This is a genomic window from Undibacterium sp. Tian12W (assembly GCF_049339405.1).
Lineage (GTDB): Bacteria > Pseudomonadota > Gammaproteobacteria > Burkholderiales > Burkholderiaceae_D > Undibacterium.
Window position 1 is genome coordinate 447,363 of sequence record NZ_JBMPPK010000001.1, and the last position, 14,611, is coordinate 461,973.

General features: G+C 52.3%; 15 protein-coding genes. 6 read left to right on the forward strand and 9 right to left on the reverse strand.

The window, feature by feature from the left end:
• Positions 1-160 precede the first annotated feature (160 nt).
• Entirely contained in the window at positions 161-982 is an 822-nt protein-coding gene (locus tag ACO0LI_RS01860; protein WP_422949675.1) for a substrate-binding periplasmic protein, read from the forward strand.
• Between the two features lie 81 nt (positions 983-1,063).
• On the opposite strand, the gene ACO0LI_RS01865 is transcribed toward ACO0LI_RS01860, so the two are convergent.
• The 4 genes from ACO0LI_RS01865 to ACO0LI_RS01880 form a co-directional block, all read right to left on the reverse strand.
• On the reverse strand, positions 1,064-1,681 hold the full coding sequence (locus ACO0LI_RS01865) for a hypothetical protein (RefSeq protein ID WP_423030399.1): 618 nt from the start codon (positions 1,679-1,681) through the stop codon (positions 1,064-1,066).
• Between the two features lie 212 nt (positions 1,682-1,893).
• Positions 1,894-2,508 (reverse strand): DUF4337 domain-containing protein, encoded by a 615-nt coding sequence (locus tag ACO0LI_RS01870; protein ID WP_423030401.1) that lies wholly within the window; start codon positions 2,506-2,508, stop codon positions 1,894-1,896.
• Positions 2,509-2,629: 121 nt separating this feature from the next.
• Positions 2,630-3,604, reverse strand: a complete 975-nt coding sequence (locus tag ACO0LI_RS01875; RefSeq protein WP_423030403.1) for a hypothetical protein — start codon at positions 3,602-3,604, stop codon at positions 2,630-2,632.
• Positions 3,601-3,963: a PadR family transcriptional regulator gene (locus tag ACO0LI_RS01880; RefSeq protein ID WP_423030405.1), complete on the reverse strand. Its 363-nt coding sequence runs from the start codon at positions 3,961-3,963 to the stop codon at positions 3,601-3,603. Before ACO0LI_RS01880 ends, ACO0LI_RS01875 begins: the two co-directional genes overlap by 4 nt.
• Before the next feature lie 196 nt (positions 3,964-4,159).
• On the opposite strand from ACO0LI_RS01880, the gene ACO0LI_RS01885 reads away from it, so the two are divergent.
• The 5 genes from ACO0LI_RS01885 (at position 4,160) to ACO0LI_RS01905 (ending at position 9,222) form a co-directional block, all read left to right on the forward strand.
• Complete coding sequence (locus ACO0LI_RS01885; RefSeq protein ID WP_423030407.1) at positions 4,160-5,413, forward strand: sensor histidine kinase; 1,254 nt, start codon at positions 4,160-4,162, stop codon at positions 5,411-5,413.
• Positions 5,406-6,176: a LytR/AlgR family response regulator transcription factor gene (locus tag ACO0LI_RS01890; RefSeq protein ID WP_423030409.1), complete on the forward strand. Its 771-nt coding sequence runs from the start codon at positions 5,406-5,408 to the stop codon at positions 6,174-6,176. The genes ACO0LI_RS01885 and ACO0LI_RS01890 overlap by 8 nt, the downstream gene beginning before the upstream one ends.
• Before the next feature lie 2 nt (positions 6,177-6,178).
• Entirely contained in the window at positions 6,179-7,585 is a 1,407-nt protein-coding gene (locus ACO0LI_RS01895; protein WP_423030411.1) for a DUF4407 domain-containing protein, read from the forward strand.
• Between the two features lie 50 nt (positions 7,586-7,635).
• The gene (locus ACO0LI_RS01900; RefSeq protein ID WP_423030413.1) at positions 7,636-8,679 is read left to right on the forward strand and encodes a hypothetical protein; all 1,044 of its coding nucleotides are present in this window, start codon (positions 7,636-7,638) and stop codon (positions 8,677-8,679) included.
• A 219-nt stretch (positions 8,680-8,898) separates the two neighbouring features.
• Positions 8,899-9,222, forward strand: coding sequence for a hypothetical protein (locus ACO0LI_RS01905; protein ID WP_423030415.1), 324 nt, complete (start codon positions 8,899-8,901; stop codon positions 9,220-9,222).
• 127 nt (positions 9,223-9,349) lie between these two features.
• Here the strand turns inward: ACO0LI_RS01905 and pcp are convergent, their stop codons facing one another.
• The 5 genes from pcp to ACO0LI_RS01930 form a co-directional block, all read right to left on the reverse strand.
• A complete protein-coding gene (gene pcp, locus ACO0LI_RS01910) occupies positions 9,350-10,003 on the reverse strand; it encodes a pyroglutamyl-peptidase I (protein ID WP_423030417.1) in 654 nt (217 codons plus the stop codon).
• 17 nt (positions 10,004-10,020) lie between these two features.
• A complete protein-coding gene (locus tag ACO0LI_RS01915) occupies positions 10,021-11,007 on the reverse strand; it encodes a DUF979 domain-containing protein (RefSeq protein WP_423030419.1) in 987 nt (328 codons plus the stop codon).
• The gene (locus ACO0LI_RS01920) at positions 11,004-11,747 is read right to left on the reverse strand and encodes a DUF969 domain-containing protein (protein WP_423030421.1); all 744 of its coding nucleotides are present in this window, start codon (positions 11,745-11,747) and stop codon (positions 11,004-11,006) included. The genes ACO0LI_RS01915 and ACO0LI_RS01920 overlap by 4 nt, the downstream gene beginning before the upstream one ends.
• Before the next feature lie 217 nt (positions 11,748-11,964).
• Positions 11,965-13,314, reverse strand: coding sequence for a CDP-diacylglycerol--serine O-phosphatidyltransferase (gene pssA, locus ACO0LI_RS01925; RefSeq protein WP_423030423.1), 1,350 nt, complete (start codon positions 13,312-13,314; stop codon positions 11,965-11,967).
• A gap of 103 nt (positions 13,315-13,417) precedes the next feature.
• On the reverse strand, positions 13,418-14,440 hold the full coding sequence (locus tag ACO0LI_RS01930) for a patatin-like phospholipase family protein (RefSeq protein WP_423030425.1): 1,023 nt from the start codon (positions 14,438-14,440) through the stop codon (positions 13,418-13,420).
• Between the last annotated feature and the right edge of the window lie 171 nt (positions 14,441-14,611).

Here is a 14,611-nt window from a genome sequence, read left to right on the forward strand (position 1 = left end):
AACTGTGTCGGCATGCGTCATAAGCGACACAGTTTTTGCGTACAGCTATCTTCAGGGCAGCAATTGTTGTAAATTCCGGTAATGCAATATACACGCAAGACACTATCATCGCAGTCCGCAAATGCTACTTACATTTTGCACAACAAGATAATGGTTCAAGATGCGCCCGGAAAATCTCTCCACCTTCAAGACTTATTCCCGTCTGCTTAACATCCTGCTGCTTGGCATATTGGTATTGCCCGGTCTTATGATGCCGGCAATGGCGCAAGACCTGCAGATTTTCACCGAAGACTGGCCCCCCATCAGCTTTGGCAGTGGCAATAAGGCAGAGGGCATGGCCGTCGAAGTCGTGCAAGCCATGCAGGCACACATAGGCAGCAGCCAGCCCATACAAGTCGTACCCTGGGCACGCGGCTACAAGGCGCTGCTAGAAGAACCGAACACCCTGTTGTTTACGGTTGGGCGTTCTGAAGAACGCGAAAAACTCATGGTCTTGCTAGGCCCGATTGCGGTCTCAACCACATCTTTGTATACCCGCAAAGGCAATGCCGCACGCCTGCACAGCATGGGCGATGAAATACAAAAACTCAAGGTCGGTGCCTATCGTTCCAGCATCTTTGCAGATACCGCACGCAAGAAGGGTTTTCAAAATATAGAACAGGCGCCGACACCACAAATCATTGCGAATATGCTGCTGGCCAAACGTTTTGATTTATGGGTGGAAGGCAGCCTGGTAGTTTCGTCGGTACTCAAGGAAATTGGCCACACTGCAGATGATGTGGAGAAGGTTAAAGTTCTCGACAGCCTGGAACTGTACCTGGCATTCTCCACCTCCACTTCGCCAGCCACGATCAAGGTCTGGGAAGATGCCTTGCGCTGGCTGAAGAAAGAAGGCCACTTTGCCCGCATCCATCAGAAGTGGCTGCCGAATGAACCACCACCGATGGCGGTGATACGGCTTGATCCGCCCGGCAAACCCTGAGCTAAACCTGACCCAAAGCTAAACTAAAGCTGAACTAAAGCTGAGTGCATCAGGATGCTGTCAGGTTTGTCCAGCATGGTTTCAGGCATAGCGTATATTTTCAAAATGAAAAGCAAAAGGTGTGGAATTGGCACCAGGGCCGCCGCCTGTCATGATGATATCGGCCTCGGCAATGCCAAGCAAAGACAGTTCGGTATTGAAGTTGGAGATAATCGCAGAATTCATGACCTGCCCCTGTACCACCTGTGAGGCAACACCTATCCAGATGACAGGTTTGAACTCGAAAGCGGCACTTTGCGCTGGTGCGATGGATGTGCGAGTCGCCAGCAAAGAACCGCCCTTGTAAATCGAGGCATTGATAGCTCCTTTGGTCAATTCGTTCGCGACATGTACTTGCGCCGGATTGCTCGCATCGCCCGCCAACGACAATTGTGTGCCAGAATTGCTCAAAGTCACATGGAACAGGTTCCCATTTTGCGCAGCGATCTGGGGAGTGTAATTCCCCCATGAATCATTGATACTTACATGAGAATTCAATGGATACGTGAAAGGGTGATTAGCACCAACGCCGCAATTTTCTATGACCTTCCATGCTACGGCAGTTTCATCAAAATTGGTCACAAGGTTTTTTTGAAAAATCACGACACTGGAATTATTCGTGTCATTCGACCGGTTGATGAAGTTCAGTTTGATATCCATATAAAACCTTTGTGCTGGGTTAGAGGTCGGTGGGGTAAAGAAAAATTTAACAGAAAATTTGATAGCGAGTTTGACAGCGAGTTTATCAAATCTTTCGCTCAAAAGAATTTTCGCCCAACCCGGCAACCGTCAAATACGATAGCATAAATTAAATTATCCATACATGGATTTATGTCTTCATTGCTACCGTATTTTTGTAATTACCTATTCCATCAAGACAACAAGGCCACCAGCGCCGTTGGATGTATATGCCAGCCCATCAAACCTGCCAGACCCATCAGTACGCCAAAACCGGTAGGCACCAGCGTGACGAAATACAACCAGCGCTGTTTGGTCAGTGCAGTGACTGCCAGCAAGGAAATCGCAATCGCCAGCAAGGCATCTGACAAGTCGAACTGGTCGTCCTTGTAATTGGCGTTGTCATAATCGACCTGGTCTTGCTCTGCCTGTTTTTTCAACTCTTCTTTTTTGTCGTGCTGTTCTTTCGCCAGTTTTGTGTAGCTATCGATGGCGGCCTGATATTCTGCCCTTTGGTCAGCAGGTACATTTTTGGAAGCCAGGCGCAGTTGCAGCTCCGTTGATTTGGCCAGTTCTTCCCGCATATTGCGCGCCTGGTAAAACGCCCAGTGATCTATTTTGTTGGCCTGCGATTGTTGCATGGCCTGGACGATATTATCGTCCTTGACCTTGCATATACCCATGAAAGTCGCCAGCAAGGCGACAGTGATGGCAACCCAGATATTCAATTGGTTGCTGGCCTTGTTTTGTTTGGCTTCTTCCTGTTGCTCTGTCAATTGCTCTACGGTTTCCAGGGGATCAATATCCATATATTGCTTTCTAATTTACTGTCAAAAAATATCCAGAAGCGGAAAATTTACTACGCTTATTTACCCAACTTCTTTACCCAACTTATTTGCCAAACTTATTTACCAAACTTATTTACCAAACTCAATCGGTCAGTCGAGTACCAACATGCACACTGCCGAGTTGCTGCAAACGACGTCCATCCCGCACGCATTCATACAGCAAGTACAAGACATAAGCAAAACAAGCCAGGCGTATGCCACGGTCCAGCCTTTGCAAGTCCAATATGGCTGGCAGACCTATGTTATGTATCAATGCATCAAGCTGGCTAAAAAAAAAGAACAGCGCTGCATACATGGTATTTTGCACGATATTCAATTGTAATTTCAATTTACTCCACACGGGCTGGATTGCACACCAGATATAAAATGCGACAGAGCACAGCAGCAGTGCTCTCATCCAGGGCAGATAACTGGCAATGGCCGGCGAAAAATCTACACGCAACTGCTGCAGGCTGGCATCTGACATCCAGAACTTGTGCCAGATCAACAGCAACATAAACCCACAAGAAGATAAGTCCGTGAGAATGTCGCTGCCGCGTATCTTTTGCCAGTCATACTCCTGTTCAGACAAGTCTTGCGCCCGCCAGTTCCTGTTATTCCCCCAGGTGGATAACATTCCACTTTTTGCTGCCAGATAAAACGCAATCGTCACCGAGGTGAAAATCATCGTCGCCTGGTCAATAAAACCGTAAATTAACTGCATCAATGCCTGCGAGATCTTGTAATGCTCTGCCTGTAAAAATACCATCGCGCTTTTCAAGGTATGCAAAAGCAATGCAAGACCCAGCACATAGTTGATGACCAGCTTGTAGGCAGGCATCAGCTCACTGCTGACCAAAGGTGTGACAGGGCTATAACGTGCGGCAACCTGCGCCGGATGACCGAGTTTTTCCAATACGCCGGCGACTTCCTGCTCGGTCGCCTCTCTGCCGGTTTGCTCCTGGATGGCATCGAGTTGATCAAGAATGTTGGCCTGCAATTCACGGCCTATGTCTTCTTTTTGCGCCTGCGGTAATTCCTGTTTCACCGCATGTATGTATTTTTGCAGCAGAGTCATCGTCCAGTCTCCAAAATAGTCGTCAGCGTGCCATTCAAGGCCTGCCATTCCTGCGTGAGTTTTCCCAGTAATTCCATGCCAGCTGGCGACAGGATGTAATAGCGCCTCTCGCGGCCCTCTCCCTGTTGCCATTCACTGTCAAGCAAACCCTGGTCAGCCAGCCGCCTGACCAGGGGATATAAAGTGCCCTCGTCTATATCGAGGCCATGGTCGAGCAAGGCTTTGCGCAGGGAATAACCATACTGCGCCTGCCGCAATGAACCCAGCACGGCCAGCACCAGGGCCCCGCGCCGTAATTCCAGACGCATTTTGTCCAGCCTGTCTTCTGACATGTCTTTCATTTCCTTGTTTTTAGTCATACTGTGTCGTACACAGCATAATACTATGCGCCACACAGTAAAAATACAAGCCCTATTTCATGTTCATGGCAAAGCTGGCTTTGTGCCTTCATTTCCCGTATTCATCAGATTTTTTTTGCTTTCGTCGGAAAATGCGAGACGAAAGCCGCGCAGGCAATTATTCTTGGCAGCAATCGCAAATAAGAAGGAAATAACAATGTTCACGACTATCTGGTTTATCTTACGCTCCAGTTTTGGCTGGGGACTGCTGATCCTGTTCACGACGATATTCATCGTGAATGGTATTTTCAGGAACCATATGCCAGGTGAGTTTATTCTCATCCCTTTCAGTCTCGTGGCCTTGGTCATGGGCATCAGCTTCTCGCATGTGCGCCGGGTGCGCCTGATTGCCAGCAAGGTCGATACCAATACGCTGGCCAACCGCCAGCGCCGCCAGATAGAAATCCCGCTGGAAGCCAGTGAAGCTTTTGAGCTCGTCGATGCTGCCATCCGCGAGTTGCCGGGTGCAGAAGATACAGAGAGCGCCAGAGACAGCCTGCAAATACGTGCCAAGATCAAGCGCATAGACCCTTACCAGGCCAACTTCATTGACGAGTTGAAAGTACTGGATTTTCTGACGACCAAGCGCAACCAGATTCTCGCCACCATCACACCCGGCGATGGCATAGGCAGCCTGACCCTGATTTGTGAACCTGAGCGCCCGGCGTGGACAGATTTCTTCCTTGTCGACAATGGAACAAACCTGGAAAACGCAGAAGCCATCACCCGCGCCATCACCCGGCGCATTGCAGAACGCAGGCGCAAGGAAAAAGCCAGTGCAGCGCAATCTGTGACGGAAAAAGAACTGACGGTCGCCAAACTCAACTTGCTGCATGCCCAGGTAGAGCCGCACTTCCTGTACAACACCCTGGCCAGCGCGCAATTATTGACACGCGCTGACCCCGCAGCGGCTGACCAGATGCTGGGCAACCTGATCACTTACTTGCGCCATTCCTTACCACGCACTGAAGATACTGCCTCGACCATAGGTGAAGAACTGGAACGCTCCATCGCCTATCTCGACATCATGAAGATACGCATGGGCACACGCCTGAATATACAAATCCAGGTACCGCCAGAATTGAAAGCCTTGCCCTTCCCCATGATGATGTTGCAAACCCTGGTGGAAAACGCCATCAAGCATGGCCTGGAACCCAAGACCGGCGGCGGCACGATATGGATCATCGCCAGGCAGCATGAAGGCAATGTCGCCGTCACGGTAGCTGATGACGGCAATGGTCTGGGCACAGAAATTGGCGGTACTGGCATAGGCTTGAAGAATGTGCGTGAGCGCCTGCGCCTCGCGCATGGCAATGCGGCGAGTTTTGTACTGGTAGGTAATTTCCCCAGCGGGGTTGCTGCGACCATCACCGTACCTGTTGTAACTGCCAAGGGAGAACAACATGCCTAAGTGCGTTGTCGCAGAAGATGAAAGTCTGTTGCGTGAGGCCTTGTTACAGCAACTGAGCCTGGCCTGGCCGGATCTTGAGATTGCTGCTGCCTGCGATGATGGCGGCAGCGCGCTGGAAGCCATCGCCATGCATCAGCCAGATGTGGTGTTCCTTGATATACGCATGCCAGGTTTGAGCGGACTGGACGTGGCCGCGGCCATGACAGAAGTCAGCCCGCAAAGCCAGATCGTGTTTGTCACAGCCTATAACCAGTATGCGATCGATGCCTTTGAAAAAGGTGCGGTCGATTATCTGTTGAAGCCAATTACCCAGGACAGGCTGCTCGCCACCGTCAAACGCCTGCAGATGCGTGCGCTGACCGGCACGGCTGATTTGCAGGCCATCAGCACACTGGTACGCCAGCTCAGCGGTGGACCGGCAGACATGCCCAAACCTGCACCGCTGGTGTGGATCACCGCCAGCGTGGGCAATGAAACCCGGCTCATCATGGTCGATGATATTGCCTACTTCCAGGCGGACAGCAAATACACGGTGGTCATGACCGCCGAAGGTGAATCGCTGCTGCGCAAACCCATACGCGATTTGCTGCAGGCACTGGACAACAGTATGTTCAAACAGATACACCGCTCCACCATCGTCAACCTGCGGGCGATTGCCTCGATCAGCCGTGACGATAGTGGCAAGGGTCTGGTCAAACTCAGGACCAGGCCAGAGACGCTAAGCGTCAGCCAGCCCTTCATGGTCTTGTTCAGGAATATGTAGTCATGTCTTACTTCCATCCCCTCAGTCTGGTACAGGCAGGCAAAGCCCTGCTGGCCTTGTCAGCAGCAGTCAGTCTCAAAGTGCTGGATGCGCAGGACAGCAATGGCAATTACCTGTATGCACGTGGCCGCCACAAGTATTTTGGCATAGGTGCGCTGGTGATTTTCTTTGCCCTGTTTGCCGGTTATGGCATGGCGCATATGCTGGCCAGCATGGTGAATGTCAGCAGCTCAGGTGCCATCATTGCCGGTTGTTTGTGGGCGGTATTCCAGTGGTGTCTGGAGCGGCAGATGATCATGTCGATACAATCAGATGCCGGTTGGCGGGCAAAGAGCATGGGCTTGTTCTGGCGCAGCCTGCTGGCACTGTTATCCGCAATTACCATGGTCTATCCTTTTTTTGTCGATAGCAACCGTGCCGAGATCACGGTAAAAACCGGCGAACTGGAACGCACCCGCCTGATACAAAACCTGCAAAGCGCGCAACTGGCAACTGGCTTGCCCACGCTTCAACAGGATGTGGCAGCGCTGGATGACAAGCTGCAAAAGGCAGAAGACAAACTGCACAGCGAACCACCGCAAATGGCAGAGATGCGCCAGCAATTACAGACCATGCGTGAGCAGGCAAAAACCGAGGAACGCCGTGCTAATGCACAGATCGCCAACTGGCGCAAAGCCCTGACTGTCGCTTTACCTGAGCAGGCTGTCTTGCTCGAACAAAAAATCAGCGCAGCACAAAACCGCATCAACACTGCCAAAGCCAGATGCCTGCGACAAGAGCAAGACATCAACACGACCCTGCTCGCCTGGCGTAAAGAGAAACTGGCTGAGAAAGCGCAAGTCGCAGAAGAACGTCATGAGGCCAATACCATCGCCAGTAAAGCCAGGGCCGATGCGCAAGTGCTGGAAAAAACCCAGACCGAGCATATACAGGCAGCATCCCATGCAGGTTTTGCCGCCGACTTTGCCGCCACCTGGGACATGCTGCAAAACGACATGCACAGGCGCTTGCAATTCATCTGGTGGCTGCTATGGTTTTTGACGATAGAACTGGTCGCCATCATCGTCAAGTTCACCAGCCATACCGATGTCGATGCACGATTGAATGCCGATGAACACTTGCTCAAGTTCGATATCAGCAGCAATTTCACTTTGCGCCGGGAGCAAATTGAAGTCGGGCAATTGCGCGAGATGACGGCACTCAAGGGTGAACGTGCCGCCCTGCAGGCAGACGATGGCATCAGTGCGGCTGCACTGGCGACCATCAGGCAGATGCGGCAACTGGAGCAACAGGCCGAGCTTAGCTCCAGCATCAGTTCCAGCAATGTCCCGTCAGGCTTGCGGTCTTTGTTGCAAGAAACCCTGAACACCATGAATGCGAATTTTTTACGCTTGCTGACGAATAAATAAGGAATGCAAGGATTACAATAGCATCACGATTACTCCTGGTTCATATACTCATGAAACTTGCTCGTATTAGCTGCGTGATCCTGTTCAGTGTATTCAATACCGCTAATGTTGCCTGTGCTGCCGATGCATGGGTTGCACAGACCAGTGGTACTGAAGTCGAATTGCGTGGCCTGTCTGTCGTCAGCCCCAAGGTTGCCTGGGCCAGCGGTGCCAAGGCCACGGTGTTGCGCACTACCGATGGTGAACGCTGGCAAGTAATGGAGGTAGCCGGCGCAGAAGGCCTGGATTTTCGTGACATCCATGCTTTTGATGCCAAATATGCGATTATCATGAGTGCCGGGCCGGGTGCCCTGTCGCGCCTGTATGAAACCAGAGATGGTGGCAGCAGTTGGCAATTGCTGAAAACCAATGAAGCCAAGACCGGATTCTGGGATGCCATCTCCTTTTCTGACGCCAAACAGGGCATCTTGTTTGGCGACCCGGTCGATGGCCAATTCCAGATACTGATAACGACAGACGGCGGCCTGAACTGGCAAGAAAACAAACACCCCGGTCTAACCGCCCTGCCCAATGAAGGCGCATTTGCCGCCAGCGGCACCTGTGTGGCCACTTATGGTAGCCAGCATGCATGGATAGTCACTGGTGGAGCCAGCCAAGCGCGGGCTTATGCCAGTGCAGATGGTGGCATCAGCTGGTCAGCCGCCACCCTGCCCCTGCCTGCCGCAGCAGCCAGCAAAGGTGCGTTCTCGGTAGCGTTTCTGGATGAAAAAAATGGTATGGCAGTAGGCGGTGATTACAAACTCCCGCAACTCAACAGCCTCAATGGTGCACGTACCGAGGACGGCGGCCAAACCTGGCAGCCAGCCCAGGTATTGCCACAGGGCTTTATGTCTGTCATTGCCACCGTACCCGGCGCAGCAAAGACCTATGTCGCAGCAGGTCTGGCAGGTTCAGGCATCTCACATGATGCAGGCAAGACCTGGAAGGTGCTGGATAAGACACCAGTCAATACCGTAGCTTTTGCCAATTCCAAAAGTGGCTGGGCAGTGGGTCCAAAAGGTTTGCTCATGAAGTTCAATGATGGTCTAAAATGATCCATCACAGGCCTGCCTGCAAAGCCTGAGGAAAGTGTCCGAGGTGTCCGAAATGTCCGCCCATCTGTGCGCAAGCGGACACTTTGCTGCCTGATTTGCAACACATATCGCCCCTGAAATTTGAATTCTTACTTGTTTTAGGTGCTGGCATGTTCTTTGCACTGAGTCTTGCCAGACTGTCACTCTGAAACAGCTGCGCCGTCGTAAAAAGGGATAAAAATGAAAACGAGATTGAATTTACTGGTCAAACTGGGCATCGCCAGTTGCATGCTGGGCGTAATGCTGGTCGCCAGCGCCGCACCTTTGGCAGTATCCAACCTGGATGCCCAATTGATTTCCTACTTCCGCCCGTACGCACCTGCAGCTGAAGTGCTGGTCAAAAAGGTAGAGAAAAACTTGCCCACAGATAAGAGTGACTCTACGGCCAAGTCCAAAAACAAAACAGTCAATGACACGCAAGTGTGCGTTGATAGTGAGGCAGACAAGAATCTGGAAGCAGATGGCTTGCGGGGCAAGCAGTCTGATATGCCGAAGCTGCGTTAAGCTATGGCTGTCGGTATCAGCATTGGCACCACCATCAGTATCACCGCAGCATCTCCATCTTAAATTAGTATCAGGCTATCAAGCGCGAAGCTGCAACGCAGTTGTAACTTCGCTTGAGCCCTCCCGCCTAATGTGTCGCCCCACCAGCGATACATAAATCCTTGTCGGTCTTCAATACACTCTCCAGCACTTTCAAGATCGCTGTCTTTAGCATTTCCAGCGGCATGCTGGCGGCTCCTGCATGCGCCACTGCCTGTTCAGGCAAATAGGGGATGTGGATGAAGCCAGCTCTTTGTATGCCACTGTCTGCCTTGCTTGCCAGATGCATGAGACCGTAAAACACATGGTTGCAGACAAAGGTGCCAGCGGTCTGTGATACCGATGCGGGTATCCCGCTCAAATGCAGTTCCTGCGCTATTGCCTTGATCGGCAGGCTCGTGAAATAGGCAGCGGGGCCGCCCTCTACCACAGATACATCTACAGGTTGTACGCCAACATTGTCGGGTATGCGGGCATCATCAATATTGATGGCGATACGCTCCAGGCTGATGTCGGCACGGCCACCGGCCTGGCCCAGGCCAATCACAATCGCGGGATGATGTTGCCTGAGGGCGGCTTCCAGTATCTGCAGGGAATTCGTGAATTCGCAGGGCAGACGGGCGCTGACGATCTGGTGATTGTCACCGATGAGCAAGCCATCCAGCCTGCGCACTACTTCCCACGAGGGGTTGCTTTGCTCGCCGCCAAAGGGATCAAATCCCGTCAGTAAAATGCGTTTCATGCCAGCCTCCAGGCCAATCAGGGAAAGACAAAGAAATGTATCAACAGGATATTGCAGGTCAGCACCAGCAGCGCTGTCGGTATCTGCACTTTAATCACTTGATACTTATCTTGCAACTCCAGTAAGGCGGCTGGCACGATATTGAAGTTGGCGGCCATGGGTGTCATCAGGGTGCCGCAATAACCAGAGAACATGCCTATCGCCACCAGCGCGGCAGGGTTGGCATGGTGCTGGTTGATCAGGAATGGCAAGGCGATACCAGCTGTCATGACAGGGAAAGCCGCAAAAGCATTGCCCATGATCATAGTGAACAAGGCCATGCCTGCGCAATACATGATGATCAAAGTCATGCGGCTGTCAGGGTTGATGAAGAGTTTGACGATATCCTGTATCGATTGCCCCGTCTTGGCGGCAACAAACACGCCACCCAGCATGGCCAGCATTTGCGGCAAGATCAGCGCCCAGCCTATAGCGTCCACCAGGCGCCGCGACTCACGTACGGCTTGCATAGGCGTGCCACGGGTGTACAGGCAAGCCAAGCCCAGCGCGCAAATACAGGCTATGCATAGCGCAGTCAGGGTCAGATTCTTTTGGTCCAGCAAAAACCAGCTACCAATCTGAAAATCTTTCACCACCACTGTCAATATGACAGTAACGATGGGTATCGTCAGCGCCGGGATAAAGATGCGGTTACCCAGCTTGCCGGCGATTTGCAAACGCGCTGGCCTGTCATGATCGGGATGTTTGCCCATGCCCAGTAAATTCGCTCCTGCCAGCGCAGCCATCAACAAGACTGTGATGCCAACAATGCGGTAAGTCAGCGGCTTGCCCAGCGTGGCCAGCATGAGATCACCAAACAAAAAACTGAAGCCGAACAGGAACCAGAACAAGGCCGTTGTGATACGACGCGGGTTACTGGTATCGCGCAAGGTCATGAAAGCCAGCAGCATGACGATGGTGCCTATGAGATAAAGAACCAGATTAAGACTGACCAGGCTGTTCATGCGTTCACCACCGCATTTGTCTGGTCTGCCAGCTCTAGCTGATTAGACTTCTGCCAGGCTGCAATGTCTTTGGCAATACTGGCATCCAGCCGTGACAGGCGGAACAGGTGTATTAGCAAGGCACACAGCGCCGTTGGGATACCCCAGATACCGATTGCCAGTGGTTCAACGCCATTGATACCATTTTCCTTGAGAAAAGCAGTCATCAGCAGCACTGCACCAAAGGCGATGAAAATATCTTCCCCAAAGAATAGCGCGACATTGTCGCAAGCTGCGGCGTGAGCAGCAATGCGGTCGCGTATCACAGGTGGCAAGTCGCCATGCAAATTGCTGGCGGCACCTTCTGCCATCGGTGACAGCAAAGGCCGCACAGTTTGCGCCTGCCCGCCCAGGCTTAGCAAACCCATGGCGGCACTGGCTTCACGTACGACAAAATACAGCATCAGGATACGGCCCGTGGTCGCACTGCGTATGCTCGCCACCCACTGCTGGGCGCGTTCACGCAAGCCATAGTGTTCCAGCAAACCGATGATGGGTAGTATCAATAATGAGCTGGTGAGCTGCCTGCTATTGAGGAATTTTTCACCAAAGGTTTCCAACAGGCTCATGAAATCCATGCCGACGGCGAAGCCTGTGCCGAGACCGGCGACGGTGACAACTAACAAGGGGTTGAAGCGCAGGGCAAAGCCGATGACGACGAGGGGTATGCCTATCAGTGGCAGTAGTAATGCCAGGTTCATGCGGTCTCCTGTCTTGTTTTTTTATTTTTTAAATCCCCTCCCCTTCAAGGGGAGGGTTAGGGTGGGGATGGGTTTCGGTTAATCAACATAAAATCAAATTGCGCTAGAGCCACATCCCAACCTATCCACTGCGCCGCTTGCAAGCGGCTTAGATTTCATCGGCGCAAAGCTCGCTTTGCAAAACCCCGACTACATCCCCTTGAAGGGGAAGACGTAACTACAAAACCCTGTACGCCAACCTGTCCAGCCGCGTACCACTAAGCCGCCCCAGCAACTTGCGCACGGGATCAGGATAATCCGTATTCTTTTCCAGCTCACGGTAATGTGAAATGACCGTCGTCTTCTCCATGATGCTATTCAACTCATCCTGTCTTTGCTGTTGCAATTCATGTTGCGGATCATGGATCAGCAAGGCATTTTCCAGGTCAAGGCGGAAGGCGCGCGGGTTGAGGTTATTGCCTGTCATGAGGGCATAATCCTGGTCTATCCACATGCCCTTCAGGTGATAGGTATTGTCGTCGTCCTTCCACAAGCGCAATTGCAATTGCCCGCTGGTGATTTCTGCATGGTGGGATTTGGCAAAGCGGCGCAGATTGACTTCATACAGATAGGGCAAGGCAGCGATGACCTTGAAAGGTTCTGCTGGCGGGATGAAGAAATCATTGGCAGTCTTGTCGCCAACGATGATGCAGATACGCACGCCGCGCTTCAGGGCGCGATTGATCTCTCGCGTGACGGCAAGCGGGAAATTAAAATAAGGCGTGCAGATGGTGATCTGTGTCTTGCTGGCAGCCAGCAACTGGCAGATGACTTTATTCAAAGGATTGTTTTTGCCCACGCCCACCAGCGGTGTCACGCTCAGGCCATGCCTGTCATGTTCTTGCTCGACCACATTGTAGTCATAGCGGGCACTTTTCAGCCGACTTCTGAATTGCTTGATTTCGCGGCGTATGCTGCGGGTTGCTGGTATCTGAGGCATGTCCAGCCTGTGCACGGCAGCGGCTGATAACAAATGCTCACGGATGAATTGCACCATGCTGTTGGCCAGCACTTTATTGTGGATCAGCAGGTAGCGGTCATGGCGGTATTTGTCCTGCTTGTGCAGATAAACATTGTTCAGGCTGGCACCGCTGTAGATCACCTCATCATCAATGACAAAGCCTTTCAGGTGCAGCACGCCAAAGAGTTCACGCGTCTGCACTGGTATGCCATACAGGGGCACGGTATAGGCATGAGCCTTGCTGATTTCTTGATACCAGGCTGCATTGCCGCCACTTTTTGCTGCGCCGATCAAGCCTCTTTGTGCCCGGTGCCAATCCACCAACACAGCGATATCAAGCTCAGGCCTGGCCTTCTTGGCATCATAGAGAGCCTGTAATATCTCAGCCCCGGCTTCATCGTTTTGCAGATACAGACTGCATAAATAAATCCTGTGTTTTGCCTGGGCAATTCTGGTCAGCAAGGTAGTACGGTAATCTGCTGCGGTATGCAGCGTATAGACGTCATCTGCCTGCAGGGGAATGCCATTTAGATGCGTAAGGTCGGAAGCGGACTTGAATAGGCGCATGTCTGTCTAATGAATACCAGTGAAAACCTGATGATGGTAACACTAGTCCATAGCCAGATACAAAAAACCCGCTAAGGAAATACAAGCCAGGTACTCACAGAAGTTAACGAAACAGATGCGCCATCCTGAAGCTGGATTGTTGCCCCAGTTGCTCAAAATGCTGATCCAGCCAGACTTGCGCTCTTGCCCGCCCTTCTGCATGCAGGCTATGTAAAAATGTTGCCTGTGCATTCAGTTTGCTATGGCTGCTCAACTGGCTCATGAGTTCAGGTGCGGCAATCACATGCAGGTTCAGCTTGCGTAGCCGGCGTTCCAGCCGGCCCCAGGTCAGCCAGCCACGGTCGGCTTCACGCTTGGCCAGTAGCAAGCCCTGCAATTCAGTATGGAAGGTAGAACTGAAACCCATCTCGGTCAGGCGTTGCCAGATTTCATTGGAGGATGTAGGCACTTGCGCCCTGGGCTGGGCATGCAACAGGATGGCAATGATGTCGCGGGCATTGCATTTATGTACCAAGGGGAATAAAGGCGGGTTGGCAGTCAGGCCGCCATCCCAGTATGCCTCTCCCTCTATCTCTACCGCCCTGTGTACCATAGGCAAACAGGCAGACGCCAGCAAGACATCCAGGCTCATCTGGCGGTTGCGGAACAGTTTCAATGTACCGGTACTGACTTGCGTAGTGGCAATAAAAAGTTCTATGCCCGGTTGCTCGCGCAATCGCTGGAAATCGATCTGCGCCGCCAAAATGTCGCGCAAGGGGTTGATGTCAAAAGGATTGAGCTGGCTGGGTGAAAAGAACCGTGTCCAGGCAAACAGATGTTTCATGGCGGCTGGCAGTTCAGACTGCGCTGCGATATCTGCCGTCAGTGCATGTTCGTCCAGAGGCGTGCTGAACGGAGAACTGCTGGCGACGCTATCCCAGAATTTTTTCAGCGCCTGCCTGGCACCATCAGCCCCGCCATCAAGATAACCGTGCGCAAGTGCTACGGCATTCATGGCACCGGCACTGGCACCACTGATCGCCTCTATGCTGACACGTCCATCTTCGAGCAAGCGATCAAGCACGCCCCAGGTCAGTGCGCCATGCGAACCACCACCTTGCAATGCCAGTGTGACTGTTTTATTCATTGATTCCCTTTCAAGAGGCAGATGCCATGAGGGAGAGTGAAGCATAGAGGTGACCGGCTTATGACGTGGTCAGTGTGAGGGAATGGCAAGCAAGGGGTGTGCCTGTAAGTATTGAGCGCGTTAACTTCGTAGGTTGGGCCGGGCCTCGCTAGGCTACGGGGTATCAGCCCA

Bases quoted from the DNA above. Each gene is read 5' to 3' on its own strand.
- ACO0LI_RS01900 (WP_423030413.1), top strand. From the start codon at position 7,636: ATGAAACTTGCTCGTATTAGCTGCGTGATCCTGTTCAGTGTATTCAAT.
- ACO0LI_RS01930 (WP_423030425.1), bottom strand. From the start codon at position 14,440: ATGAATAAAACAGTCACACTGGCATTGCAAGGTGGTGGTTCGCATGGC.
- ACO0LI_RS01895 (WP_423030411.1), top strand. From the start codon at position 6,179: ATGTCTTACTTCCATCCCCTCAGTCTGGTACAGGCAGGCAAAGCCCTG.
- ACO0LI_RS01870 (WP_423030401.1), bottom strand. From the start codon at position 2,508: ATGGATATTGATCCCCTGGAAACCGTAGAGCAATTGACAGAGCAACAG.
- ACO0LI_RS01880 (WP_423030405.1), bottom strand. From the start codon at position 3,963: ATGACTAAAAACAAGGAAATGAAAGACATGTCAGAAGACAGGCTGGAC.
- pssA (WP_423030423.1), bottom strand. From the start codon at position 13,314: ATGCGCCTATTCAAGTCCGCTTCCGACCTTACGCATCTAAATGGCATT.
- ACO0LI_RS01905 (WP_423030415.1), top strand. From the start codon at position 8,899: ATGAAAACGAGATTGAATTTACTGGTCAAACTGGGCATCGCCAGTTGC.
- pcp (WP_423030417.1), bottom strand. From the start codon at position 10,003: ATGAAACGCATTTTACTGACGGGATTTGATCCCTTTGGCGGCGAGCAA.
- ACO0LI_RS01885 (WP_423030407.1), top strand. From the start codon at position 4,160: ATGTTCACGACTATCTGGTTTATCTTACGCTCCAGTTTTGGCTGGGGA.
- ACO0LI_RS01915 (WP_423030419.1), bottom strand. From the start codon at position 11,007: ATGAACAGCCTGGTCAGTCTTAATCTGGTTCTTTATCTCATAGGCACC.
- ACO0LI_RS01865 (WP_423030399.1), bottom strand. From the start codon at position 1,681: ATGGATATCAAACTGAACTTCATCAACCGGTCGAATGACACGAATAAT.
- ACO0LI_RS01890 (WP_423030409.1), top strand. From the start codon at position 5,406: ATGCCTAAGTGCGTTGTCGCAGAAGATGAAAGTCTGTTGCGTGAGGCC.
- ACO0LI_RS01860 (WP_422949675.1), top strand. From the start codon at position 161: ATGCGCCCGGAAAATCTCTCCACCTTCAAGACTTATTCCCGTCTGCTT.
- ACO0LI_RS01920 (WP_423030421.1), bottom strand. From the start codon at position 11,747: ATGAACCTGGCATTACTACTGCCACTGATAGGCATACCCCTCGTCGTC.
- ACO0LI_RS01875 (WP_423030403.1), bottom strand. From the start codon at position 3,604: ATGACTCTGCTGCAAAAATACATACATGCGGTGAAACAGGAATTACCG.